The sequence below is a fragment of the Deltaproteobacteria bacterium genome (genome assembly GCA_003696105.1).
GTDB lineage: Bacteria > Myxococcota_A > Polyangia > Haliangiales > J016 > J016.
Window position 1 is genome coordinate 37,722 of sequence record RFGE01000087.1, and the last position, 24,012, is coordinate 61,733.

General features: G+C 72.3%; 20 protein-coding genes. 8 read left to right on the forward strand and 12 right to left on the reverse strand.

What is annotated here, in order from left to right; genetic code table 11:
• Nucleotides 1-22 precede the first annotated feature (22 nt).
• From D6689_05720 to accC, 3 genes are all read right to left on the reverse strand, one after another.
• Entirely contained in the window at nucleotides 23-1,675 is a 1,653-nt protein-coding gene (locus D6689_05720; protein ID RMH43242.1) for a CTP synthase, read from the reverse strand.
• Nucleotides 1,676-1,918: 243 nt separating this feature from the next.
• A complete protein-coding gene (locus D6689_05725) occupies nucleotides 1,919-2,599 on the reverse strand; it encodes a 4Fe-4S dicluster domain-containing protein (GenBank protein ID RMH43243.1) in 681 nt (226 codons plus the stop codon).
• Nucleotides 2,538-4,070: an acetyl-CoA carboxylase biotin carboxylase subunit gene (gene accC, locus D6689_05730; GenBank protein RMH43244.1), complete on the reverse strand. Its 1,533-nt coding sequence runs from the start codon at nucleotides 4,068-4,070 to the stop codon at nucleotides 2,538-2,540. The genes D6689_05725 and accC overlap by 62 nt, the downstream gene beginning before the upstream one ends.
• Before the next feature lie 56 nt (nucleotides 4,071-4,126).
• Here accC and D6689_05735 point away from each other — a divergent pair, with 56 nt between their 5' ends.
• Together D6689_05735 and D6689_05740 are read left to right on the forward strand one after the other, a co-directional pair.
• Nucleotides 4,127-5,407: a VWA domain-containing protein gene (locus D6689_05735; protein RMH43245.1), complete on the forward strand. Its 1,281-nt coding sequence runs from the start codon at nucleotides 4,127-4,129 to the stop codon at nucleotides 5,405-5,407.
• A gap of 64 nt (nucleotides 5,408-5,471) precedes the next feature.
• Complete coding sequence (locus tag D6689_05740; GenBank protein ID RMH43246.1) at nucleotides 5,472-6,014, forward strand: hypothetical protein; 543 nt, start codon at nucleotides 5,472-5,474, stop codon at nucleotides 6,012-6,014.
• 15 nt (nucleotides 6,015-6,029) lie between these two features.
• On the opposite strand, the gene ggt is transcribed toward D6689_05740, so the two are convergent.
• Nucleotides 6,030-7,787, reverse strand: coding sequence for a gamma-glutamyltransferase (gene ggt, locus D6689_05745; protein RMH43247.1), 1,758 nt, complete (start codon nucleotides 7,785-7,787; stop codon nucleotides 6,030-6,032).
• A gap of 62 nt (nucleotides 7,788-7,849) precedes the next feature.
• On the opposite strand from ggt, the gene D6689_05750 reads away from it, so the two are divergent.
• Entirely contained in the window at nucleotides 7,850-9,949 is a 2,100-nt protein-coding gene (locus D6689_05750) for a TIGR02266 family protein (GenBank protein RMH43248.1), read from the forward strand.
• Between the two features lie 69 nt (nucleotides 9,950-10,018).
• Nucleotides 10,019-10,585 carry a hypothetical protein gene (locus tag D6689_05755; GenBank protein ID RMH43249.1) on the forward strand — a complete coding sequence of 189 codons (567 nt, stop codon included), beginning with the start codon at nucleotides 10,019-10,021 and terminating at the stop codon, nucleotides 10,583-10,585.
• 21 nt (nucleotides 10,586-10,606) lie between these two features.
• Here D6689_05755 and bfr read toward each other — a convergent pair whose 3' ends face one another.
• Entirely contained in the window at nucleotides 10,607-11,077 is a 471-nt protein-coding gene (gene bfr, locus D6689_05760; GenBank protein RMH43250.1) for a bacterioferritin, read from the reverse strand.
• 202 nt (nucleotides 11,078-11,279) lie between these two features.
• Here bfr and D6689_05765 point away from each other — a divergent pair, with 202 nt between their 5' ends.
• Entirely contained in the window at nucleotides 11,280-13,238 is a 1,959-nt protein-coding gene (locus D6689_05765) for a hypothetical protein (GenBank protein ID RMH43251.1), read from the forward strand.
• A 5-nt stretch (nucleotides 13,239-13,243) separates the two neighbouring features.
• Here the strand turns inward: D6689_05765 and D6689_05770 are convergent, their stop codons facing one another.
• Together D6689_05770 and D6689_05775 are read right to left on the reverse strand one after the other, a co-directional pair.
• The gene (locus D6689_05770) at nucleotides 13,244-14,443 is read right to left on the reverse strand and encodes a VWA domain-containing protein (GenBank protein ID RMH43252.1); all 1,200 of its coding nucleotides are present in this window, start codon (nucleotides 14,441-14,443) and stop codon (nucleotides 13,244-13,246) included.
• Between the two features lie 40 nt (nucleotides 14,444-14,483).
• Nucleotides 14,484-15,314 (reverse strand): MoxR family ATPase, encoded by an 831-nt coding sequence (locus D6689_05775; protein RMH43253.1) that lies wholly within the window; start codon nucleotides 15,312-15,314, stop codon nucleotides 14,484-14,486.
• Nucleotides 15,315-16,233: 919 nt separating this feature from the next.
• On the opposite strand from D6689_05775, the gene D6689_05780 reads away from it, so the two are divergent.
• Nucleotides 16,234-17,067 (forward strand): LysR family transcriptional regulator, encoded by an 834-nt coding sequence (locus tag D6689_05780; GenBank protein RMH43254.1) that lies wholly within the window; start codon nucleotides 16,234-16,236, stop codon nucleotides 17,065-17,067.
• A gap of 214 nt (nucleotides 17,068-17,281) precedes the next feature.
• Here the strand turns inward: D6689_05780 and D6689_05785 are convergent, their stop codons facing one another.
• The 4 genes from D6689_05785 to D6689_05800 form a co-directional block, all read right to left on the reverse strand.
• Nucleotides 17,282-17,545, reverse strand: a complete 264-nt coding sequence (locus tag D6689_05785) for a hypothetical protein (GenBank protein ID RMH43255.1) — start codon at nucleotides 17,543-17,545, stop codon at nucleotides 17,282-17,284.
• A gap of 64 nt (nucleotides 17,546-17,609) precedes the next feature.
• On the reverse strand, nucleotides 17,610-19,196 hold the full coding sequence (locus tag D6689_05790) for a hypothetical protein (protein ID RMH43256.1): 1,587 nt from the start codon (nucleotides 19,194-19,196) through the stop codon (nucleotides 17,610-17,612).
• The gene (gene mnmG, locus D6689_05795) at nucleotides 19,187-21,094 is read right to left on the reverse strand and encodes a tRNA uridine-5-carboxymethylaminomethyl(34) synthesis enzyme MnmG (GenBank protein RMH43257.1); all 1,908 of its coding nucleotides are present in this window, start codon (nucleotides 21,092-21,094) and stop codon (nucleotides 19,187-19,189) included. The genes D6689_05790 and mnmG overlap by 10 nt, the downstream gene beginning before the upstream one ends.
• 15 nt (nucleotides 21,095-21,109) lie before the next feature.
• Nucleotides 21,110-21,793, reverse strand: a complete 684-nt coding sequence (locus D6689_05800) for a hypothetical protein (GenBank protein ID RMH43258.1) — start codon at nucleotides 21,791-21,793, stop codon at nucleotides 21,110-21,112.
• Between the two features lie 114 nt (nucleotides 21,794-21,907).
• Here D6689_05800 and bamD point away from each other — a divergent pair, with 114 nt between their 5' ends.
• Complete coding sequence (gene bamD, locus D6689_05805) at nucleotides 21,908-22,720, forward strand: outer membrane protein assembly factor BamD (protein RMH43259.1); 813 nt, start codon at nucleotides 21,908-21,910, stop codon at nucleotides 22,718-22,720.
• 3 nt (nucleotides 22,721-22,723) lie between these two features.
• A complete protein-coding gene (locus D6689_05810; GenBank protein ID RMH43260.1) occupies nucleotides 22,724-23,554 on the forward strand; it encodes a tetratricopeptide repeat protein in 831 nt (276 codons plus the stop codon).
• Between the two features lie 3 nt (nucleotides 23,555-23,557).
• Here the strand turns inward: D6689_05810 and D6689_05815 are convergent, their stop codons facing one another.
• Entirely contained in the window at nucleotides 23,558-23,953 is a 396-nt protein-coding gene (locus D6689_05815) for a response regulator (GenBank protein ID RMH43261.1), read from the reverse strand.
• Nucleotides 23,954-24,012: the final 59 nt, after the last annotated feature.

Here is a 24,012-nt window from a genome sequence, read left to right on the forward strand (position 1 = left end):
GCCCGGCCGCGACTCGACGCCGCTACCGGTCGGACGGTCGATCGGCCGCGCCAGCCCCGGCCCCGGCGCGCGCATCGCGGTGAGCCACCACGGCGGCGACGAAGGCGTCGAACAGCGGCGCCGGTCGCTGCGGACGCGACTTGAACTCGGGGTGGAACTGGCAGGCGACGAAATACGGGTGGTCCGGCAGCTCGATCATCTCGACCAGCCGCCCGTCCGGGGATAGCCCGGAGAACACCAAGCCGGCCCGCTCGAGCGCGTCTCGGTAGTTGTTGTTGACCTCCCAGCGGTGGCGGTGGCGCTCCGAAATCTCGCGCGTCCCGTAGGCCGCGTGCGCGCGCGTGCCGGGCTCGAGCACGCAGGGGTACGCCCCGAGGCGCATCGTCGCTCCCTTGTCGGTCACGCCCCGCTGGTCCGGCATGAGGTCGACCACCGGGTGCGGCGTGCTGTCGGTCAGCTCCGTCGAGTTCGCGCCGGCCAGCCCGCACACGTGGCGGGCGAACTCGACGACCGCCATCTGCAGGCCGAGGCAGATGCCGAAAAACGGCACGCTGCGCTCCCGCGCGAACCGGACGGCTTCGATCTTGCCTTCGGTCCCGCGCGCGCCGAATCCGGGCGCGACCAACACGCCGTCGACGTGCGACAGCAGCGCGTCGGCGCCCCGTTGTTCGATCTCCTCCGAGTCGATATGTTGCACACGCACCTTGACGCGGTGCTTGAAGCCGGCGTGCGCCAGCGCCTCGTTGAGGCTCTTATACGACTCGACGAGTTGAACGTACTTGCCGACGAACCCGATCGTCACCTCGCTCTGCGGATTCAGCGCCCGGTCGACCACGTCCTGCCACGCGTCCAGTCGCGTCGATCGCGACCAGATGTTGAGGCGGTCGCACAGCTTCTGGTCCAACCCCTGCTCGGCGAACACGATCGGAAGCTGGTAGATGGTCGCGACATCGACCGACTGAAACACCGCGTCCGGATCGACGTTGCAGAACATCGCGATCTTGCGAAGGATGCCGTCGTCGAGCACGTGTTCGCTGCGGCACACCAGCACGTCCGCGTCGATCCCGATCTCGCGCAGCTTCTGCACCGAGTGCTGCGTCGGCTTCGTCTTGAGTTCGCCGGCCGCCGCAATGTACGGCACGAGCGTGACGTGGACGGATACGGCGTTTTCGTGGCCGAGCTCGAACTTGAGCTGGCGTACCGCCTCGAGAAACGGCAGCGACTCGATGTCGCCGACGGTGCCGCCGACCTCGACGATGAGCAGGTCGAGCCCCTCGGCACACTGGCGAACGCGGCGCTTGATCTCGTCGGTGATGTGCGGAATGACCTGCACGGTCGCGCCGAGGTACTCGCCGCGGCGCTCCTTGGAGATCACCGTGTCGTACACTTGGCCGGTGGTGACGTTGTTGAGCTTCGACATCGGCGTCGACACGAACCGCTCGTAGTGGCCGAGGTCGAGGTCGGTTTCCGCGCCGTCGTCGGTGACGAACACCTCGCCGTGCTGGAACGGGTTCATCGTGCCCGGGTCCACGTTGATGTACGGGTCGAGCTTCATGTTGGCGACGCGCAGGCCGCGGTTTTCCATCAGCGCCCCGATGGTCGCGCTCACGAGGCCCTTGCCGAGGGAAGACACGACGCCACCGGTGACGAAGACGAATTTCGTGGGCTTGGCCATTTTCCCGTGATTCCAGCTAGTTACGCATTTTTCGCAATCGAGCCATGCTAATGGCGGGCCGCCGCCCCGTCAACCGCAAACTCGCCGGCGGTCGGCCCGCCGGCGCACGCCGTCGGCTTCGGTCCCGCCGCGGCTCGCCCCGTCATCGGGCCGTTCTTCGCACGCGGCTGTGACATGCGCCCGCCCGGCCGCCGGCCGCCGGCACCGCGCAGGCCGCGACAGCCGCCCGCGCCCGCGGCGCGTTCACGCGACCTGGCGCTGCTCGGCCTCGCGCGCCATCTCCCACAGCGTCTTGTTGTACGCGGAGACCTCGACCGCGCGCGGATCGTCCTGTCGCCAGATGTGGATGGCGTCGTACGGACAGTCGAGTTCGCACACCGTGCAGCCGGTGCACTTCTTCATCTCGATGACGGCGACGGTGGCCGCGATGCCGCCGTTGCCGCGCACGGCCGGCGGCGCCGGCTCCATCGTGATGCAGTCGAACGGGCAGCTGTTCGCGCAGTACACGCAACCGGTGCACTTTTCGAGTTCGACGTACGCCTTGGGCCGCTGGTTGGCCTTGAGCTGCTCGCACAACCGCCCGTACGTGTCGAGGATCGATGCGTCCGGGCACACCACGCCGCACGCGCCGCAGTCGATGCACAGCTCGGGGTCGATGTAGTACATGTCCTTCTTGACCCCGTGGATCGCGCGGGTCGGACAGCGCCGCTCGCAGGCGCTACAGCCCGTGCATGCATCGATGATGGTGTACGGCATCGCGGTACGTATAGCTTGACACAGGTGGGCGGTCAAACCCAGGCCGGCCCCCTGGGCGCGCGAAACGACGCGCAACCAACCGATATCACTCGACGGTGAGTCGGCGTCAGGGCCACCGCGACCCGGCGAGCCGCCACGCCGGGATCGCGCCCGCCGCCGGGCGGCCATCCCCCGGAATCGCCCGCGACGCCACGCCGTGGGCCGGGTGCGCGTCGATCGCCGCGGCCGCGAGCGCCACGTCGAGCAGCGGGCCGTCCGCCGCGGTCGGCCCGCACAGCGCCTCCGCCTCGCGATCGATGAAGCCCGTGTCGTAGCGACCGGCGACGAACTCGGGGTGGCGGACGCACCGCCGGTGGAACGCCAGATTCGTGTCGATGCCGCCGACCGCGTACTCGTCCAGCGCGCGGCGCATGCGCGCGACCGCCTCGGCCCGATCGCGCCCCCACACGATCAGCTTGGAAATCATCGGATCGTAGTGCGCGGTGATCTCGCTGCCCTCGTAGACTCCCGCGTCGTTCCGCACGTAGGGGCCGGACGGCACGCGCAGCCGCGTGATCGTGCCCGGCGACGGCAGGAACCGCCGCGGATCCTCGGCGTAGATACGGCACTCGATCGCGGCGCCGCGGCGCGCGGCGTCGATCTCGGCCTGCGCCATCGGCAGCCGCCCGCCGGCGGCGACGTCGAGCTGCCACGCGACGAGGTCCACTCCGTAGAGCAGTTCGGTCACCGGATGTTCGACCTGCAACCGCGTGTTCATCTCGAGGAAGTAGAACGAGCCGTCGGCCGCGAGCAGGAATTCGACGGTGCCGGCGCCGACGTAGTTCACGGCGCGCGCGGCGCGCACCGCCACGTCGCCCATGCGCGCCCGCAGGCCGGCGTCGACCGCGGGCGACGGCGCCTCCTCGATCACCTTCTGATGGCGCCGCTGGATCGAACAGTCGCGCTCCCCGAGATGGACGACGTTGCCGTGGTCGTCGGCGAATACCTGGATCTCGACGTGGCGCGGCCGCTCGATCGCCTTTTCGATGTACACCGCCTCGTCCCCGAACGCGGCCACCGCCTCGCGGCGCGCGCCGTCGAACGCCGCGGCGAACGCCGTTTCGTCCGCCACGAGCCGCATGCCCTTGCCGCCGCCGCCGGCCGACGCCTTCAGCAGCACGGGAAAGCCGATGGCGCGCGCCGCCTCGAGCGCCGCCTCCGTCGACGGGAACCCGCGCCCGTCCGGGCCGTTGTCGCCGGGGACGACCGGCACGCCGGCCGCCGCCATCGCCGCGCGCGCTGCGGTCTTGCTGCCCATGGCGCGGATCGCCGCCGCCGGCGGCCCGACGAACGTGACGCCGGCGCGCGCGCACGCGTCGGCAAACTCCGCGTTTTCCGACAAGAACCCGTAGCCGGGATGCACCGCGTCGGCGCCGGTGTCGCGGCACGCGCGCAGGATGCGGTCGATGTCGAGATAGCTCTGGGCCGCCGGCGGCGGCCCGACGCACACCGCGCGGTCTGCCATCAGCACGTGCGGTGCGAGCCGGTCCGCCTCGCTGAAGACGGCCACCGTCTCGAGGCCGCGCTCGCGGCACGTGCGCATGACGCGCACCGCGATCTCGCCCCGGTTCGCGACGAGCACTCGGCGAAACGACGACATGGGGCGGACTGTACACCACCGCCAGCGCCCGGCGATCCGCGCTATGCTCGCGCGCGATGGCGGTCGTGCTCAGCTACCGGGTCGCCGAAGCGGGGTCGAAGGTGTACGTGCTCGCGCGGGTCGCGATCGGGGGGGACGACGGCACGGGCGGCGCCGACCGAACGCCGGTCAACCTCGCGCTGGTGGTGGACCAGTCGTCGTCGATGCGCGGGCCGCGGTTCGCCCAGGCGGTGCGCGCGGTGCGCGAGGTCGCCAGCCGACTCGACGCGCGCGACCGCCTGGCGCTCGTGCTGTTCGACGGCACCGCGCGCGTCGCGTTCGGGCCGGCGCCGCTGTCCGACGACCGGCGCGCCGAGCTGGCGGAGCTGCTCGACGCCGCGCGCACGGGGATCGGCACGAACCTGGCCGCCGGCTGGAAGAAGGGCGTCGAGGCGGTCGCGTCGGGATTCGTCCGCGGCGCGATCGCGCGCGTCGTGTTGCTCACCGACGGGCAGCCGTCGGTCGGCATCACTGACGCGAGCCGCCTCGCAGAGCTGGCCGAGGCAGAGGCGGCGCGCGGCGTGACCACGACCTGCATGGGCATCGGCGAGACGTTCGACGACGAACTGCTCGGCGAGATCGCGCGGCGCGGCGGCGGCGGGTTCTACTTCCTCGAGCGCCCCGAGTCGATCCCGGCCGCGTTCGGCAGCGAACTCGCGGGCGTCTTCGCCATCGGCGCGCGGCAGGCGGAGCTGAAGCTGGTGCCCGACGAGGACGTCGTGTCGGTCGAGGTACTCCACCGGCTGCCCGCGCGCCCCGCGGGCGACGGACTCGTCGTCCACCTCGGCGACGTCGCCGGCGGGCCGCCGCGCCAGGTGCTGTTCTGCGTGCACCGCGAGCCGGGCACCGCGTCGCGGCGCGTCGGCACGCTCGCGCTCACCTGCCGCAACGCCGACGGCTCGCCCGGCGACGGCCATATCCTCGGCGTGGAACTGCCGCCCGTGCCGCTGCACGAGGACGCGGCCGCGGTCATCCTCGAGCGCCTGCGGCTCGTCGTCGCGTCCGCGGTCGACGAGGCGTGGGCGCGCCGCGGCCATCGCGACCGCCGGGCGGCCGACGGCGCGCTCGCCCGCGCGCGCCGCGAGGTGGCGGACGCGCGCGCCGCGCACCGCCTCGACCCGGCCGCGGTCGACGAGTTGCTGGACGACATCGCGCGAGCCGAACGCGCGCTCGCCGGCGGCGCGGCGGAGCGCGAGCGCGCGCGGCGTGGCCTGCGAGAACGCAGCCAGCTCACCCTGCTCGGTCACTCGAGCGTGCGGCCTCTGCCGGAGGCCGACGACGACACCGGCGCCGAGTGACGTGCCGCACGCCGCCCCGCGAGCGCGCGCTTGACCCGGTCGAAAACCGCTTCACACTGATCGAGTGGACTACCGGCGCTTCGAGCGCGAGTTCCTGCGGCTCGCATTCACCACCCCCATCGAGCTGTCCCCGGCGTCGGTAGCGTTCTACACGGGCGTGTCGGTGCGCGAGGCGGAACAGCACATGCAGCGCCTCGTCGACCTCGGCGTGCTCGAGGTCGCCAGCGACGACGACGGTCACATCAAGTACCGCATGCCCGACCGGCCGCCGTCGCCGGTCGGCGCCCCCGGCGCACCGCCGCCCTACCCGGCCCCGCCTCCTCACGCGCCGCCTCGCGCGATCGTCGTGCGCGGCGGCCGCGGGCTCGCGCCGAGTCCGGTGACGCCCGGTCAAGCGACCGCCGCCATGTTCCTCAACGCGATGGTCTGCCCGGGGATTGGCAGCCTGGTCGCCGGCCGCACGCGGGCGGGCATCGGCCAGCTCGCGCTGTTCGCGCTCGGCGTGCCGCTCATCGTCGTGGCGATCGGCCTGCCGATGATCGTCGCGGCGTGGACGTGGGGCGTCGCGACCGGCGCGCAGCTCATCGCCGAAGCCAACGGCGGCTGACGCCGGCGGCGGGCGTCACCGCGCGGCCGCGGCGGGCCAGCCGAGCTTGCGCGGGTCGCTCGCCGCCTCGCGCGTTCCGTCCGGGCGCACCACGATTAGTTGTACCGCCGACGAGTTGCGCCAGCCGGCGTCGACGCGGTGGCCGCGCAGCCGCAGCAGGGTCACCACGTCGCGAGGCACCTCGGCCTCGACGCGCAGGACGTCGGGTTTCCACTGGTGGTGGATGCGCGGCGCCGCCACGGCTTCCGCCGCGTCCATCCCGTAGACGAACACGTTGAGCAGCACCTGCACGACGTTGGAGATGATGCGCGGGCCGCCCGAGCCACCCGCGCACGCGATCACCCGGTCGCCGTCGAACACCAGCGTCGGCGACATCGAGGACAGCGGACGCTTGCCGCCGCCGACGAGATTGGCGTCGCTCTGCACCAAGCCGAATGCGTTGGGCACACCCGACCGCAGCGAGAAGTCGTCGATTTCGTTGTTGAGGATGACACCGGATCGCGCGCCGACGACCCCCGAACCGAACTCGAGGTTGATCGTCGTGGTCAACGAAACTGCGTTGCCGTCGGCGTCGATCACGCAAAGATGGCTGGTGCCGGCGTCGCCGGCCGGCGCGCCGGCCCCGCCGAGTCCGGGATCGCCGTAGCGATCGATGTCGTCCACCGACAGCGGGTTGATGCGACGGGCGAGCTGCCGCAGTCGGTCGCGATCGAGAAATCGCTCCGGCGACACGAGCGCGGCGCCCGCGTCGCCGAGCAGGCGGGCGCGGTCGGCGAACGCATGTTTGAGCGCCTCCGCGGTCAAGTGCAGCGCCGCCGACGAACCGGCGCCGAGCTGAGCCAAATCCCAGCCGCCCGCCTCGAGGATGCCGAGAGCCGCGAGCGCCGTGAGTCCGCCCGACGACGGCAGCGGCATCGCTGCGATCCGCAGACCGCGCCACGTGCCCCACAACGGCTGCGGCTCGCGTACGCGGTAGCCGGCGAGGTCCGCGAGCGTCATCACGCCGCCGCGTCGCACCACCGCGGCGACGAGATCGCGCGCCACCCACCCGGCGTAGAACCCGCGCGCGCCGCGCCGCGCGATCGCGTCGAGCGTGCGCGCCAGGCGCGGCCGGCGCACGACGGCGCCCGGCTCGACCCGCGCGAGCTGCGCGCGCAACGACGCGTCCACCTCCTGCCGATCGCGCCACGCGGCCGCCTGCGCCGCGAAAAACGGGTCGGCGCGGAACCCGCGTCGCGCCAGCGCGATCGCCGGCGCGACGGCGCGCCGAAACGGCAGGCGCCCGTGACGGCGGGAGATCGCCTCGAGGCCGGCCACTTCTCCCGGCACGGCGACCGCCAGCCCGCCGGCGCGCGACAGCGACGGATCGACCTCGCCCCCGGGCGCGAACGCATCCGGCGTGAGCGCCGCCGGCGCCTGCTCGCGGAAGTCGTATGCGAACACGGTCCGCCGGCGCGCGTCGTAGACCAGCGCGAACCCGCCGCCGCCGATGCCCGACGACGCCGGCCGGACCACGCCGAGCGCCAGCGCGGTCGCCACCGCGGCGTCGGCCGCGTTGCCGCCGGCCGCCAGCACGCGCGCGCCCACTCGCGCGGCCTCGGGGTGGTCTGCGGCGACGACGCCGCCGCGTGTGCGCACCGGCGGATGAGAGCGTGCCGTCGCGATCGATGCCGCGCCCCAGACCGCGACGGCCGCGAGGGCCCATGTGGCGCGGTGTAGGTGCGGACGCGCGTGGCGACCCGAGCGATTTGCAAATGGGCGCGTCCTGCTCATACACTTAAACACACTTCGAATCTCGCCGGTTTGCAATGGGGTGACGGCGAGAGGAGCGCTACGTGTCGAACACAGGAACGCGCCAGGCGAAACGCACGCCGGTCACGCTCAAGATCAAATTCAAGAGCGAGACCTTGGATCAATTCATCGAGCGGTACTCGGTCGATGTCAGCCACGGCGGGATCTTCATCCGCACGCGCGACCCGCTGCCGGTGGGCACGACGCTGAAATTCGAGTTCCAGCTCAAGGACGCGTCCCCGCTGATCCGCGGCGAGGGTACCGTCGTGTGGACGCGCGAACACGACCCGTCGCGCGCGGGCGTCGCGCCCGGCATGGGCGTCCGCTTCGATCGGTTGCCGCCCGACAGCCAGGCGGTGCTCGACCAGATTCTCACGCAGAAGGCGGCGGCGTCCGGCGGTCGCGCGCGCCGGCCGTCCGACGGTGAGAAGTTCGGCGACGCCCCCACCCGCGTGGCGCCTTCGCCGCTCGTGCAGGACCTGCAATCGGCCGCCGCGAAGGACGCGCCCGCCGGCGGCGCGCGCATCATGGGCCTGGCTCCGCCGGCAGGCGGCTTCGGCGAGGGCGAGCGCACCGACGCGACCCCGCTGCCGACGCCGATGCCGTTCCACAGCGACGCCGACGACTTCCCGGACGAGGCGTTCGAGGAAAAGACGCGGGTCGCGTCCCTGGACCCGAAACTGCTCGCGCAAGCGGCGCGGGACGAAGCCGGAGACGACGCCGATCCGTTCTCGACGCCGTCCGATCGCGTGCCCGCGGCCGACGTGGCGCGCGCCGAGGTCGAACAGCAGCGAGCGCGCGCCGAGGCCGAGCGCAAACAGGCGGCGGAAGACGAGCTGGCGAAAAAGCGGGAGGAGAAGGCCCGCGCCGAGCGTGAACGCGCAGCTGAACTCGAGCGCGAGGCCGAGCGCCGGGCGAAGGAGAAGGCGGAGCGCGAACAGGCGGAGGCGAAAGCGAAGGCCGAGGGCGCGAAGGCCGAGGGCGCGAAGGCCGAGGGCGCGAAGGCCGAGGGCGCGAAGGCCGAGGGCGCGAAGGCCGAGTCGCGGGCGGCGACGGCCACCGTCGATACGGCGCCGCCAGCCAGGCGGTCGTCCGGGTCGATCGTCGCGCTGGCCGTCGTGGCCGTGGCCGTGCTCGCGGTCGGCGGCTACGTCGTGCTGAACTCCAATTCCACCGGCGCGGGCGGCGCGACCGACACGGGCCGGCGTGCCACCGCGGGCGCCGCGACGCGCCCGGACGCGCCGGCAGCCGGCGCACCGACTGCCGGCGCGCCGGTTACGGGCGGCCCGATCGTTGCGGGCACCACGGATCGCGCCGGCGACCAGGCGACCCCTGCGGTGGCCCCCGAGGTCGAGGTGGACGCCGCACCGCCGGCGGAGACCGTCGCCGTCACCCTGTCGGTCCAGCCCAAAGGCGCGACGGTCGAGTTGGTCGACGACGGCCAGCGCGGCCCGACGTTTCCGGCGCTCGAAAAGGGCCGCACGTATCGCGCGCGCGTGTCGCTGCCCGGCTACGCGGAGCAGACCATCGAATTCGTCGCCGGTGAGCCACCGCCGAAGATTGCGCTTGCGCCGTTGCCGCGCGCACTGCGCGTGACGACCGTGCCGCCGGGCGCGACGGTGTTCGTCAACGGCAAAAAGCACCCGGAGCCGACCCCGACCGTCGTACCGCTAACCGGCGGGCTGGCGCGCGCCAAGACGCTGCGAATCAGCGTCCGCAAGGCGGGGTACGTCGCGGGCAAGGCGATCGTACGCACCGACCAGGTGGTCTGGCGCCCGCGAGACGGTTCGATCGAGCACGAGCTGTCCATCGAACTGCAAGAACGCCCGGTAGTCGCTGCGGACCGCGGCGGCGCCAAGCCCGCCGGCGGCGGCGCCAAGCCCGACACCGGCGGCGGCGCCAAGCCCGCCGGCGGCGGCGCCAAGCCCGACACCGGCGGCGGCGCCAAGCCCGCCGGCGACGGCGCCAAGCCCGACACCGGCGGCGCCAAGCCCGACACCGGCGACGGCGCCAAGCCCGACACCGGCGACGGCGCCAAGCCCGACACCGGCGACGCCAAGCCCGACACCGGCGGCGGCGCCAAGCCCGACACCGGCGACAAACGCCCGGTCGACGAGGGCCCGAAGCCCGATTGGATGAAGTAGGCGTACCGCGGGCGGCGGCCGCCGACCGCCCGCCGTGGCGTCGCCGCGGCTGGTCTACAATCGGTCGACATGGGTGCCCTGCAGGTGCGCGCGAGCGGCGTGTGGGCCCGCAAGCAGTGGATCGCGGAGCATCACGGCGAGGCCGGCTACGACGTGCTCGCACGCGAGCTGTCGCCGGCGGGCCGGCTGCTGTTGCGGGAACCCATCGATCCCAAACAGTGGATCAACTACCTCTTGTTCATCGAGGTCGTCATCGCGATGGATCGCGTGTTCGGCGCGGGCGACGGGACACTCGCCATCGAACTCGGACGCGACAGCGCCCACCGGAACACGAGCACCGTGCTCAAGCCGTTCATCCGGCTCGGCTCCGTCGGGTGGGTGCTGCGGCGCGCGTCCAAAGTGTGGCGCGAGCACTTCAGCGAGGGGGCGTTCGAGGTGCGCTTCGACGAGCCCGCGCGCACCGCGGAGGGCGAGATCGTCGACTTCCCGTACCCGCACATCGTCCACACCTACACCGTGCTCGGGTTTGCGATCGGCTGTGTCGAGCTTTCGGGAGCGTCCGACGTAACCGGTCAGGTCGCGTCCTGCCGGTCGCGCGGGGCCGACCGCACGCTCCTCCGAGTGCGGTGGGCGTAACCCGGCTGCGCGCAGCGGGCGTCAGTCGCGAATCTGCTCGGCGAGGTAGGCTTCGAGCCCGACCTGGTCGATCAGGTTGAGCTGCGCTTCGAGCCAGTCGGCGTGCTCCTCCTCGTCGACGAGCACGTCGTCGAGCAGGTCGCGCGTACCGTGGTCGCCCTCGGCGACGCACGCTGCGATCGCGTGGTTGAGCCGATCGATGGCGACGCGCTCGACTTCGAGGTCGAGTTCGAATTGCTCCTTGACCGTCTGGCCGACGCGCACGTTGCCGAGACGCTGTAGATTGGGCACGCCCTCGAGGTACAGGATGCGCGCGACGATCTGGTCGGCGTGCTTCATCTCGTCGATCGCCTCGGCGCGGATCTTGTGCCACAGGCGCTCGTATCCCCAGTTTTCGCACATGCGCGCGTGAACCCAGTACTGGTTGACGGCCGTGAGTTCGGCGGTGAGGACGTCGTTGAGCAGCTCGATCACGCGTTCGGATCCCTTCATGGCGGGGCGACGGTAGCACAGGCCGGCCGCGGGGCACACCTGCCGGCGCGGTGCGGGGACCGACCGGCGAGCGCCACGTCCGCCGCGATTCCGCGACCGTGCGTCGCCCGCCGGCGCCAGGCCCGGCCGCGGCAGCCGGCGCGGAGGTTGACAGCCATCGCCGACAGCGCTAGGTTGGCTTTGAAAACTATTTTCAAAATCGGTGTTCGTCATGCGCCTTCCCCTCCACGCCCTCGCCCTCGCAGCGGCCGCCGCGTGCGCCGCGACCGCTCCCGAAGGCGCCACCACCCCGGACGTCGCCGAACGCGTCCGCCGCGTCGCCGCCATCCTCGACTATGTCGCCGCCGACTACGGCGGCGCCGTGGTCGATGGCCGTATCGCCGAGCCGGCCGAGTACGCCGAGCAGCTCGAGTTCCTCGACGACGCCGGCGCTCTGGCCGCCGCGCTGCCGCCCCCTCCGCGTTCGCGGTATGCCGTCGCCACCGACCTGGCGCGCGTTCGCGCCGAGGTCACCGCACGCGCGCCGGCCGACGAGGTGGCCGCCGTCGCGCGCGCCGCGCGCACCGCGCTGCTCGATGCATACGGGATCGTGCTGGCGCCCACCGCGCCGCCATCGCTCGACCGCGGCCGCCAGCTCTACGCGGACAACTGCGTCGCGTGCCACGGCCCGACCGGAGGCGGCGACGGTCCCCGCGCGCACGAGCTCAATCCGCCGCCCCGCAGCTTCCGCGACCCGGAGGTGATGGCGGACCTGTCGCCGGCCCGCGCGTTCAACGCGCTCACCGACGGCATCCCCGACACCGGCATGGCGTCGTTCGGGCTGCTGCCGGCCGCCGACCGGTGGAGCCTCGCGTATTACGTGTTCACCCTGCGGCACGATCCGAGCCGCACGTCGCGAGGCGCCGAGGCGTTCGCGCGCGCCGACGGCGCGGTGGTCGCCACCGCGACGCGGCTGGCCGGCGCGACCGACGGCGAGCTGCTCGACGCGTTCGCGCGCGCGGGGCTGTCCGAGCCGGACCGCGCCGACGCGCTCGCGTACGTGCGCGCCGTCGCCGCCTATCAGTCGACCGGCGCGCCGATGGACCCGGTCCGCCAGCGCGTGCGATCGGCCGTCGGGGCGTACGCGGCCGGCGAGCCGGCGCGCGCCCTGTCCGAACTCAGCGCCGCGTACCTCGACGCCTTCGAGCCGCACGAGGCGGCGCTGTCCGCGCGCGACCCCGACGCCGTAACGGCGGTCGAGAGCGCGTTCTTGGCCCTGCGCGGCGCGATCGAGCGCCGCGCACCGCTGGCGGACGTCGAGCAGCTCGCGCTGCGGCTCGGCGTTCGGCTCGACGCCGCCGAGGACGCGCTCGCCGGCCGCGGCGGCGGCATGGCGTTCGCCAGCGCGCTGGCGATCCTGCTGCGCGAGGGGCTCGAGGGCGCGCTGCTCGTGCTGCTGTTGCTCGGCTGGGCGCGGCGCGCCGGCGCGGGGGAGCGCGACGCGCGCGCGGTGCACGCCGGCTGGCTCGGCGCCGTCGCTCTCGGAGCGGCCACCTGGTTCGCCGCCGGATCGCTCATCGCGCGGCTCGGCGGCGCGCACCGCGAGCTCATCGAGGGCGTCGTGGCGTTGCTCGCGGCCGGCGTGCTGCTCATGGCGAGCCACTTCGTGCTCGCGCGCCTCGACGCCAGGCGGCGAGTCGCCGCGCTGCGCGCGCGACTGGACGCCGCGACGTCGACGAGCCGCCGCCGATGGGTGCTCGCGTCGCTCGCGTTCATCGCGGTCTACCGCGAGGCGTTCGAGGTCGTGCTGTTCCTGCAGGCGCTGATGCTCGACGCGCGCGCGTCGGGCGCAGCGGTCGCCGGCGGCGCTGCCGTCGCGCTCGTCGCGCTCGTCGGGCTCGTCGCAGCCATGCGCAAACTCGGCGACCGGCTCAAGCCCGGCCCGCTGCTCACCGCGGCCGGCGCGCTGTTGTGCGCGCTCGCGGTCGTGCTCGCCGGCAAGGGCGTGCGCTCGCTGCAGGAGGCCGGCGTCATCTCGATCGCGCCGCTGTCGCTGCCGAGATTCGACTGGATCGGCCTGTACCCCACGCTCCAGACCGTCGGAGCCCAGTTGGTCGCGCTCGTCGCGTTCGCCGCGATCGCGCTGTGGTCGGTGGCGCGGTCGCGCGCCCGCGCGGCGTAAGCTCGCTACCGTGCCGCAGCCGGGCGGAGCCCTCCCGCAATCAGGTAGCGAACCGCGCGATCGATGCCGTCGACAGTGAGCGGAAACATCGCGAACACCGCTGCGATCGTCTCGATGGTCGTGCGCCGCCAGTAGCGCTCCGGCTCCGGGTTGAGCCATACCGCTCTGCGGAAGTGGTGCTCGATGCGCCGCAACGAATCGATCCCGGAGGTCGGGTTGTAGCGGAAATAGTACAGCGCGCCGCCCGGGTCCATCAGCTCCGCCGGATGCATCAACGCGTCGCCCACGACGACGAGTTTCTCGTCGCGCCCGTGGTGGCCCAGCAGGTCGTCGACGGACACCTCGCGGCGGAACGAGGCGTCCTCGTACACCGCGTCGTAGACGCAGTTGTGAAAGTAGTAGTGGCGAAACTGGGCGAACCGCCCGGCGCGCGACGCCGCGGTGAACAAGCGCTCGACCAGGTGCGCGTGCGGATCCATCGAGCCGCCGACGTCCATCAACAGCACCAGCTTGACCCGGTTGCGCTTGGGCGGCCGGAACACGAGTTCCAGGTCACCGGCGTTGCGGCACGTCTCGTCGACGGTGGCGTCGATGTCGAGTTCGTCGTCGGCGCCCTCGCGCCCGAGCGTGCGCAGCCGCCGCAGCGCGAGATCGATCTGCCGGACGTCGAGCACGATGTCGCGGCGGTAGTCGCGAAACCGCCGCTCGTACGCGAGTTGCATCGCCGACCGGCCGCCCGCGCCGCTGTCGCGCACGCGAAGGCCGGTCGGGTGAGCGCCGCGATCGCCAAACGGCGACGTGCCGCCGGTGCCGATCCACCGATTGCCACCGTCGTGACGCTCGGTCTGTTCGCGCAGCCGGCGCTCGAACAGCTCCCGCAGGCCGGCGAGATCGAGCCGGTCGACCAGGCGCCGCTGCTCGGGCGTGAGCGCATCGAGCGCACGCGGATCGCGCAGCCACGCGAGCACCTGCTCCGTGACGGCCGCCGCGTCCAGCGCGAGACCGCCGAAGTACGCGGCAAATGCCAGATCGAACGCATCGTAGTGGGCGACATCCTTGACGCACAGCGTGCGCGCAAGTCGGTAGAAGCCGTCGACGGACGAGTCGTGCAACCCGAGCGCCAGCGCGCGCATCAGATCGCCCCACTCGTGGGCGGTGACCGGCACCTTGTGGCGTCGTAGCTCGAAGAAGAAATCGATCAGCACTTACGCCTCGCCATCGCGGGCCCAGCGCGCGCCGCCGCGGCTATGCGAGCCCGCGGCGAACGCCGCGGTCGCGAACGAGTTCGAGGTCCTGTTCGGTCTTGACCAGCGCGCCCAAAAACGGGATCCCGCCGCCGACCGACGACAGATCCACGCCGGCTCTGCGCAGCGCGCAGATCCAGTCGATCAGCTCGCTGGTGGACGGTTTCTTGCGCAGGCGCGGCACGTCGCGCAGCCCGTAGAACAGCTCCAGCGCCTGGTCGAGCACGCGCTGTTCGATGTCGGGGTGGTGGACGCGCACGATGTCGGCCATCAGCTCCGGCGACGGAAACTCGATGTAGTGGAACACGCAGCGGCGCAAGAATGCGTCGGGCAATTCTTTCTCGTTGTTAGATGTAATCACAACGAAAGGCCTGTGTCGGGCGCGGATGCGCTCCCCGGTCTCGGCGATATCGAACTGCATCCGGTCCAACTCGAGCAGCAGATCGTTGGGGAATTCGATGTCCGCCTTGTCGATCTCGTCGATCAGCAACACGACGCGTTCGTCGCTCGCGAGCGCCCGACCGAGCGGCCCGAGTTTGATGTAGCGCGATATGTCGCTCACGTCGCCGTCCCCAAACCGCGAGTCGTGCAATCGCTGCACCGTGTCGTAGACGTACAGCCCATCTTGCGCCTTCGTCGTGGACTTGACGTGCCAACTGATGAGCGGCATGCCCAACGCCTCCGCAACGCTCTCGGCCAGCAGCGTCTTGCCGGTGCCCGGCTCGCCGCGCACCAGCAGCGGCCGTTCGAGTGCGAGCGCCGTATTGACCGCGGCGCGCAGGTCCTCGGACGCGATGTAGCGATCGGTGCCGGTAAACTGCTCGAAGGACATCCCCCCACTGTAGCCCATCGCGACCGCGGTGTTGGCATCGGCTCCGGCGGGGATCGCTCCGCGCCAGCGGCGCCGGATCGGCCTCCCGCTCGATTCAGCGTTGCGGCGCCGGCCTGTGCGGTCGCCGGCCGAACGAGCGCGCCGGGGCGCGGGCGCAACCGACTGCGCAACCCGGCGTCAGTCCCCCACCGCGGGGGTGCGTTCCGTCCCGCTGCTGCGCGCGGCGGCCGCCCGCGCCGGCGCGGCGCGCGCGGTCGCCGCACCGGGGGCGCACGGCGGCCGGTGGCGCCGGCGCGCCGCCCGCCCGCGCCGCGCCGGGGCGCACCGCGGCGTCGGCCGGTGGCGCCCTTGCGCGTTTGCGGCGGTCCCTCCACGCGACACACCGTGCGCGACACACCGTGCGCGACGCACGCGACCCTGCGGGCCGACGCGCGCCGCTTTTATTGCAATTGCAACGCAGGACGCCCCGCGATGGACACGGCGGCGGACAGCGACCCGCGGGACGGAACGCCGCGGTCGTCCCCGGACAACCTCGCGGCTCGATCCGGGGCCCGAGGCCGTCGTCCGCCGCCCCCGATGCACGCCGGCGGCCGCCCCGCGTGGAGGTCGCCTGGCGGGGCGCGCGGCGCGGCAGGCCGCGACGGCAGCGCGGGTCGAGCGCGAGGCGCGCGCCGGCTCCCGTCCGCCGGCCGCGCCAGGTTCCCGCACGCGCAAAGACGCGCGCGCCCCGGTGGGGCCCGGCACCACGACGCCGACAGGTGCCCCGCACGTGCAAAGACGCGCGTCCGGGCGGCGTGGGAATGCGACCGCCGCGCCCGGTACAATGTTTCTTTTTTGATCCGAATTAGTTAAATTATGTATTATTGTTTCCTATCTCGAACAGCTCGCGACGCTCGTCGCCGTCGTCGACGCGCGCGGCGTGACCGCCGCCGCGCGCCGGCTCGGCGTCGCCAAGTCGACCGTGTCGAAACATCTGGCGGCGCTGGAGGACCGGCTGGGCGCGCAGCTCGTCGACCGCAGCACCCGCCGAGTCACGCCGACGCCGGCGGGGCGCGCGGTCTACGAAGCCGCCGCGCGGGCGATCGCGCTGGCGCGCGAAGCCGAGCGCCGAGCCGCCCTGGATCTGGAGGAGCCGGTCGCCGGGCGGCTGCGGGTGGCCGCCCCCGCGTCGTTCGGCCGCGCGGTCGTGGCGGACGCGGTCGGGGACCTGCTCGCCTTCCACCCGGACGTCGCGGTCGAGGTCGACTGGATCGATCGGCCGGTCGACCCGATCGCGGAGGGCTACGACGTGGCGATTCGAGTCGGCCGGTCGCCGCGTCCGCCGCTCGCCGGCCTGCGGCTCGCTCCCGTTCGGCTGTCGGCCGTCGCGTCGCCGGCGTATCTCGACGCGCACGGCCGCCCGCGCACGCCAGCCGATCTCGGCGCGCACGCGCTGTTGTGCCAGCCGGCGCACGCGCGCGCGTGGCCGTTCGTCGGCCCGGACGGGGCGTACTCGGTCCGCGTCCGGCCACGCCTGTGCGCCAGCGACGCCGACGTGGTCGTCACCGCCGCCGTCGATGGACTCGGCGTGGCGCTCGTGCCCGACTTCGCGGCCGCCCGCGACCTGGCGGCCGGTCGCCTCGAGTCGGTGCTGAGCGACGCATGCGCGCCGCTCGGCTCGGCGTGGGCCGTGCGGCCCGAGCGGCGGCCGCTGTCGCCCGCCGCCGCGGCGTTTCTCGAGCTGGTCCGCAACGCAGTCACCGCGTCGCGCTAGGAGCTATGCGGGTCGGATCAGCGCAAGACCGGATCATCGCGATACCCCTTCGGGTCGTCGTGTTCGCCGGCGGTCGGCGCTTCTGCTCGTCGTTGCTCATCTTGACCTCGACCGCACGCGGGCTCCGCGGCGCGCGCGGCGACGTCTGGCGCCGGCGGACGCCGCGCGGCGACGCGGGCGATGGGCGCCGCCCGCCGACCGCCGCACCGCGGATCTACTTCTTCTTTTTGCCCCGCAGGTAGCCGTCGGCGACGCCGTAGACCCACGTGAGACTGGCGACCAGGCCGGCGGCCGTGCCGACGAGCGGCAGTGCGCTCCAGAACCCTGCGCCGGCGACGACGAACGTGACGGCCACCCCGATGGCCTTGTCCGTGTCGCCGTTGATTAGCTGGCCCAATCCCGGCAGCACCGCGCTCGCGCCGGCCGCCACCAGCCCCCGCACGGGGTCATCGTCGCGCGTCGTCAGCGCCTTGGTCACACAGCGAGTATGCCGCATTCGCCGGCGTGGCGCCCGCCGCCGAACCGCGCCCGCCCGTCGCGGGTCAGAACCGCGCCGACACGCCGAGCGACAACATCACGTAGCTGGCCTCGTACCGGCCGGCGTTGAACGGGCTCTCCACCGCCGAGTTGGCGTCGTTGAGCGGTTGCGCCGGGTCCGGCCGTCTCCGGTCGAACGGCGGCAGCGCCTGCCCGTCGCAGGTCGGGTTCGACGCATCGGGACCGTCGGGCGGCAGGCACTGCGGCACGTCGCGCGTCGGCTCCACCACGTAGCCGCCGCCGACGTCCAGCTGCACGCGGTCGCCGACCGGGAACGACGCGCCGATGGCCATGGTCGTGCGCGGCGCGCCGTCGATATCGGCCCGGTTGTACAAAAGCGGCGCCGTCTCGGTGTCGTGCGCGACGCCGGCGCGCACCGTCACGCGGCGCCCGGCGACGGGCACGGCATACGAGCCGCCGAGGCGGATGGACCACACGTCGCGGAAGCCGTGCCGCAACACCACCGGGTTGAGCACGAAGCCGCCCGTACTCGATCGCCCATCCACACGCACCAGGATGTTGGACGCATCGTCGGCGCCCCAGTTTTCCCAGCGCACGTCCAGTTCCACGTCGCCTCGCTCCCGACCCTCGCCATCCCGTGCGATCCACCGCGCGCCAATCGACGCCATCTGCGGGAGGTCGAAATCGATGCACGACTTGAGCGCGTCGACCGTGCCGCCGAGCGCACAGTCGATGAACTCGGGCCGATCTTCCGGCTCGATGAACGCGTTCGGATCGAGCGGATCGGCGGCGGTCCCCAGATCGGCGGTGCCGGTGCCGGTCGCGCGAATGTGCAGCGCGCTGTGATAGCTCGCGCCGAGTTCGATCGCGCCGATCGGCCGGTACAACACGCCGATCCCCCACGCGGGGACGAAGGAGTCCGCCACGTCCACCGAGAACACGCCGTCTTTTTGTTCCCACTCCTCGTAGTTGCGGATCGCCCACGTGGCGGTCGTCGCCTGGAGTTGGGCGATGCCCCACGACGCGCGCACGCCGACATCGACGCTGTCGATCGGCCGGTACGCGACGCCGATCGACGGCAGTGCCGTCGCCGCGCTCTGTTCGATGACATCGTAGCGCTGCGGCCCGGGCGCCGGATCGGCGCCGCCCAGGTCGTGGCGTACGGGAAACGACCGGTTGGGGTGCCCCTGCGGCGCGAGCAGGCCCGCGCCGAACCGCACCGGCCATTCCGGCCGCCCCAGATCGGTGGACACGGCCACGATGGGCACGGCTTGAAACGGACCGACGCCGATGTCCGGTGTCGAGTCGTCCTCGACCACCGGATAGTCGGCGCCGACGTAGCTCTCGCCGCCGTCGGTGACCTCGTAGCGCCCCGCCCGGGCGAACCGCAGCCGATAATCGAGCAAGTTGCCCCCGATATAGAGCACCGTACCCGGCGTCTTCGCGAGGCCTGCGGGGTTGTGGTACAGCGCCGACGGGTCGTCCGCCTTCGCGGCGAACGCGCCGGCGCGCCCCTGCGCCTGCGGCCCCGTGCCCGGCACCAAAATGCCGCCCGCGCTCGCGCCCGGCGCGCGCCACACGAGCGCCGCGACCACCGCGGCCGCCGTCTGCATCGATCGTGTCATCGACATCCTGCTCGTCGCCTCTCTGCCGTCAAGTGGGTCATCAAAATGGCCACCGCCGCCGGCGTCACGCCGCTGATCCGCGCCGCCTGCGCCAACGACCGCGGCCGGAACGCCGCCAGCTTCTCCCGCGCTTCGTTCGACAAACCGCGCACGCGAGCATAGTCCAGGTCGTCGGGCAGCCGCACGTCCTCGAGTCGCGAAAGCCGCGCGGCGTCGCGCTGCTGGCGTTCGAGATAGCCGGCGTACTTGACCTCGGTCTCCACCCGCTCGGCCACCGTCGGGTCGACGCGCGGATCGGCGAGCCCCGCCGCGCAGCCGATCGCCACGACGTCCGCGTGCGACAGCTCCGGCCGCCGCAACAGCTCGGCAAGCGTCGCGCGCCGATCGCGCAACGGCGCGGAGCCGCGCGCCGCGAGCTGGTCGTTGACGGCGGCACTCGGCGCGACGGTCGCGGCGTCGAGGCGCTCGCGCTCGGCGGCCCGCGCGCGGTCGAACTCGACGAACCGCCGCCAGCGATCGTCGTCGACCAGGCCGAGCGACCGTCCAATCGGAAACAAGCGATCGGCCGCGTTGTCCTCGCGCAAGATCAAGCGGTACTCCGCGCGCGACGTGAACATGCGGTAGGGCTCGTTCGTGCCCTTGGTGACGAGGTCGTCGATGAGCACGCCGGCGTACGCCTGATCGCGCCGGAGCACCAGCGGCTCGTCGCCGCGAAGCGCGAGTGCGGCGTTGATGCCCGCGACGAGCCCCTGGGCCGCGGCCTCCTCGTAGCCGGACGTGCCGTTGATCTGGCCGGCGAAGTACAGCCCGCGCACGCGTTTGGTCTCGAGCGTCGGCCACAGGCCGGTCGGGTCGTGAAAATCGTACTCGACCGCGTACCCCGGGCGGGTCATCTCCGCGCGCTCGAGCCCGGGGATGGTGCGCAACAGCGCGAGCTGCACGTCGTACGGCAGCGAGGTCGAGATCCCGTTGGGGTAGATCTCGGCGGTGTCGAGCCCCTCGGGTTCGAGGAACACCTGGTGGCGCGGCTTGTCGGCGAACCGCACGACCTTGTCCTCGATGCTCGGGCAGTACCGCGGCCCGACCGACGCGATCCGGCCCGTGTACAGCGGCGACCGGTGCAGGTTGGCGCGGATGACGTCGTGCGTCCGCTCGTTGGTGTACGTCAACCAGCAGACCCGCTGCGGCAGCGCGGGCGGCCCGCCGTCGCCGAACACGCGAAACCGCGGCGGCGGATCGTCGCCCGGCTGGCGCTCGAGGCCGGCGGTGTCGACGGTGGCGGCGTCGATGCGGCACGGCGTGCCGGTCTTCAGGCGCGACAGCGGGAACCCGAGCCGCAACAGCGAACCCGACAGCGACCGCGCCGGAGCCTCGCCGGCGCGACCTCCCTGCGCGGTCTCGTCGCCGACGTGCAGCACGCCGCGCAGAAACGTACCGGTGGTCAGGATCACCGCGCGCGCGCGAAACGCGACCCCCATGGTCGTACCGACGCCGGCGATCCGGCCGCCGTCTACGTGCAGCTCGGACACCTCGGCCTGCCGGCAGGTCAAGCCGGGCTGCGCGTCGAGCGCCCGCCGCATCGCCTGGCGATAGCGCAGCTTGTCGGCCTGGGCACGCGTCGATCGCACGGCCGGTCCCTTCGACCGGTTCAGCCTGCGGAACTGGATACCGGTCGCATCGATCGCGCGCCCCATCTCGCCGCCGAGCGCGTCGATCTCCTTGACCAGATGCCCCTTGGCGACCCCGCCGATCGCGGGATTGCACGACATGTGCGCGATCGTGTCGAGGTTGCCGGTGAGGACGAGCGTACGGCGCCCCAAACGCGCGGCGGCGAGCGCCGCCTCGCAGCCCGCGTGGCCGGCGCCGACCACGATCACGTCGTACCGATCCGGGTAAACGTACACCAAACCTCCTCGCGATCACCTGCGGCCGCGCGCGCACGCCGCGTCGCCCGGCGGCCGCTCGGTCGCGAACCGGTAGACGTTGAGCGCGAAATCGACCGCGATCCGGTCCGGGTGCAGCGCATCCGGCAACCGCCCGGTCCGCCACTGGAATCGCTGTACCTTCACCGATCCGCACGGCGCGTGGATGCCGCGCGGTACCGCCGCGATGCGCCGTTGTTCCGCGCGCAGGCCGTCGAGGTCGCACAGCCCTCCGCGGCCGCAGTCGAACGCGAACGTGTCGTACCACCAGGGGCCACCGCCCGACTGCTCGCGGATGCGGATCGCGATGGCGACGCCCGCGTCGTCCTCGGCCTGTACCCGCACCGGATGGACGCCCGGCAGGAGATCGACCGTGAAGCACTCGAGCGGCCGCTCGGCCGACTTGTACAGCACCCTGTCGTCCACGGTCACCCACACGGCGTTGGGCACCGGCCCGACGCGGATCTCGAACCGCTTATAGGGGGCCGGCGGCCGCGGCTCGTCGGCGGGCGCGTCGTCGTCGCGGCACGCGCAGCGCTGGCCGCCCTCACAGGTCGGCCCGGCCAGGGTCGCGCGGGTCACCGGCGCCGGCGCCGGCGGCGGCGGATCGGCCGGCGGGCGCTGCGGCGACCCGCAGTGCAGCGACAGGGCGGCCAGTGCGACCGGAAGGCGGCGTGTCATCGCGGCGCATACTATACGCGGCAACCGACCGCGGCCACCGCGGGTCCGACCGGTGCCGCGATCCACCGATCCGCGCCGCGGCTTGACCCGCCCTCGCCCGAAGCGATATACAAAATGACGGAATTTCGAATGGTTGCCTTTCTGCGTGCCGCACTCGTCGCGCTCGCGGCCGGAGCCCTGGCGGCGCCGGGCTGCGGCGCCCGCTCGACGTCGACCAAAGTCGAGTACTCGGTCTCCGCGAAAAAGAACTACGAACTCGGCCTGAAGAAGCTCGAGGACGAAAACTGGGTCGCGGCGGCGAAGTACTTCTCGTTCATCAAGGCGCGGTTTCCGTATTCGAAGTACGCCGTGCTCGCCGAGCTGCGCCTGGCCGACGCCGAGTTCGGCGCCGAACACTACCTGCAGGCGATCGACAGCTACAAGCTGTTCATCAAGTTCCACCCGACGCACGAGATGGTCGTCAACGGGTACTGCGCGTTCCGCATCGGCGAGGCGTACTACAAGATGCTGCCCAGCGACTTCTGGCTCGTGCCGCCGTCGTACGAAAAGGATCAGTCCGCGACGCAGGACGCGTTTCGCGAGCTGTCGGCGTTCTTGCGCAAGTACCCCAAGTCGCCGTTCGTTCCGCGCGCGAAAAAGATGCTCACCGAGGTCAAGCGGCGCCTCGCGCGCCACGAGTGGTACGTCGCCCAGTTCTACTGGGACCGCGACAAACCGATGGGCACGATCCTGCGGCTGCGGCGACTGCTCGAGCGCTATGCGGGCGCCGGCTACGACGAGGAAGCGCTGTGGCTGCTGGGCCGCGCCTACGCGAAAGTCGGCATGAACGACCGCGCGCGCAAGACCTGGCAGAAACTCATCGACACCTACCCCAAACACAAACGGGCGGCGCAGGCGCGCGACGCGCTCGCCCGGCTATCGGGATAGCGCATGGACGATCGGCTCAGGCAGCTCATCACGCTCGGCCGCGAGCACTACCTCGCGGGGGAATACGACCAGGCGGAGCAGTACCTGAGCCAGGTAGTCGAAAGCCACCGCGGCTTTGCGGACATCTTCAACATGCTCGGCGTCATCTACCACGCGCAGGGGCGCTTCGAGGACGCCGAGCGCGCGTTCGAGGCGGCGCTCGACATCAACCCCGCGTACACCGACGCGGCGCTCAACCTCGCCGTCACCTACAACGACCTCGGCAAATACCAGCAGGCGCGCGACATCTACCGGCGCGCGCTGTCCAACTCGGCCAAGGAGCCGCGCAGCCTCGACCCGTTCGCACGTGGAAAGATCGCCAACATGCACGCCGACCTCGGCGAGGTCTACGCGGGGGTCGGCTTCTACGAGGAGGCGGTCGCCGAGTATCGCAAGGCGCTCGAGCTGTGCCCGACGTTCGTCGACCTGCGCACGCGGCTGGCGAACGTGTACCGCGACATGAACGACTACGACAGCGCGCTGGCCGAGTTCGCGCAGATCAAGCTTGCGCGCCCCGACTACCTGCCCGCGCGCGTCGCCCTCGGCGTGACGCTGTTCGCGCTCGACCGTCTCGACGAGGCGATCGAGGAGTGGGAGGCCGTGCTGCGCGCCGACCCGGACAACAAACCGGCGGCGGTCTACCTGCGCATGGTGCGCAACAAGGACGCGCCGGCGCCCGGCAGCGCCAAGCGCAAAAAGGCCCGCGGGCGCAAGCGCGCCGGGCGCAAGGCTCAGGCCGCCGGCGAGGCGAGCGGCGCACCCGCCGATGGTCCGGGCGACGCGCCGGCGGACTGACGCTCACGACGGCTCGCCGTCGCAACGCCGCACCGCCGCGGCCACTGCGGCGACGATGTCCTGCGGCTGAAACGGCTTGCGGACGACCACCGGCGCGCCGTCGACGGTCGGCAGGTCGACGCCCGTCGAGCCGGTCATGTAGATGACCGGAGTGCGGGCGCCGCGCCGCCACAGCTCGCGGGCGAGGTCCGCGCCGGTCATCTTGGGCATCATCACGTCGGTGAGCACGACGTCGATCTGCGCGGCGCCGGCCAGCGCGAGCGCTTCGGCTGCATCCCCCGCGACGAGCACCTCGAACCCCTCCCGTTCGAGCACGCCGGAGACCAACCTCAGAATCCGCTGGTCGTCGTCCACCACGAGCACGGTCGCCGCGCGCGCCACCGAAGAACTGGACATCATCGCCACCCTACCCAAACTGAGGCGCTCGCGCGCCCCCCCGCGAGGGTAACGAACGCGTG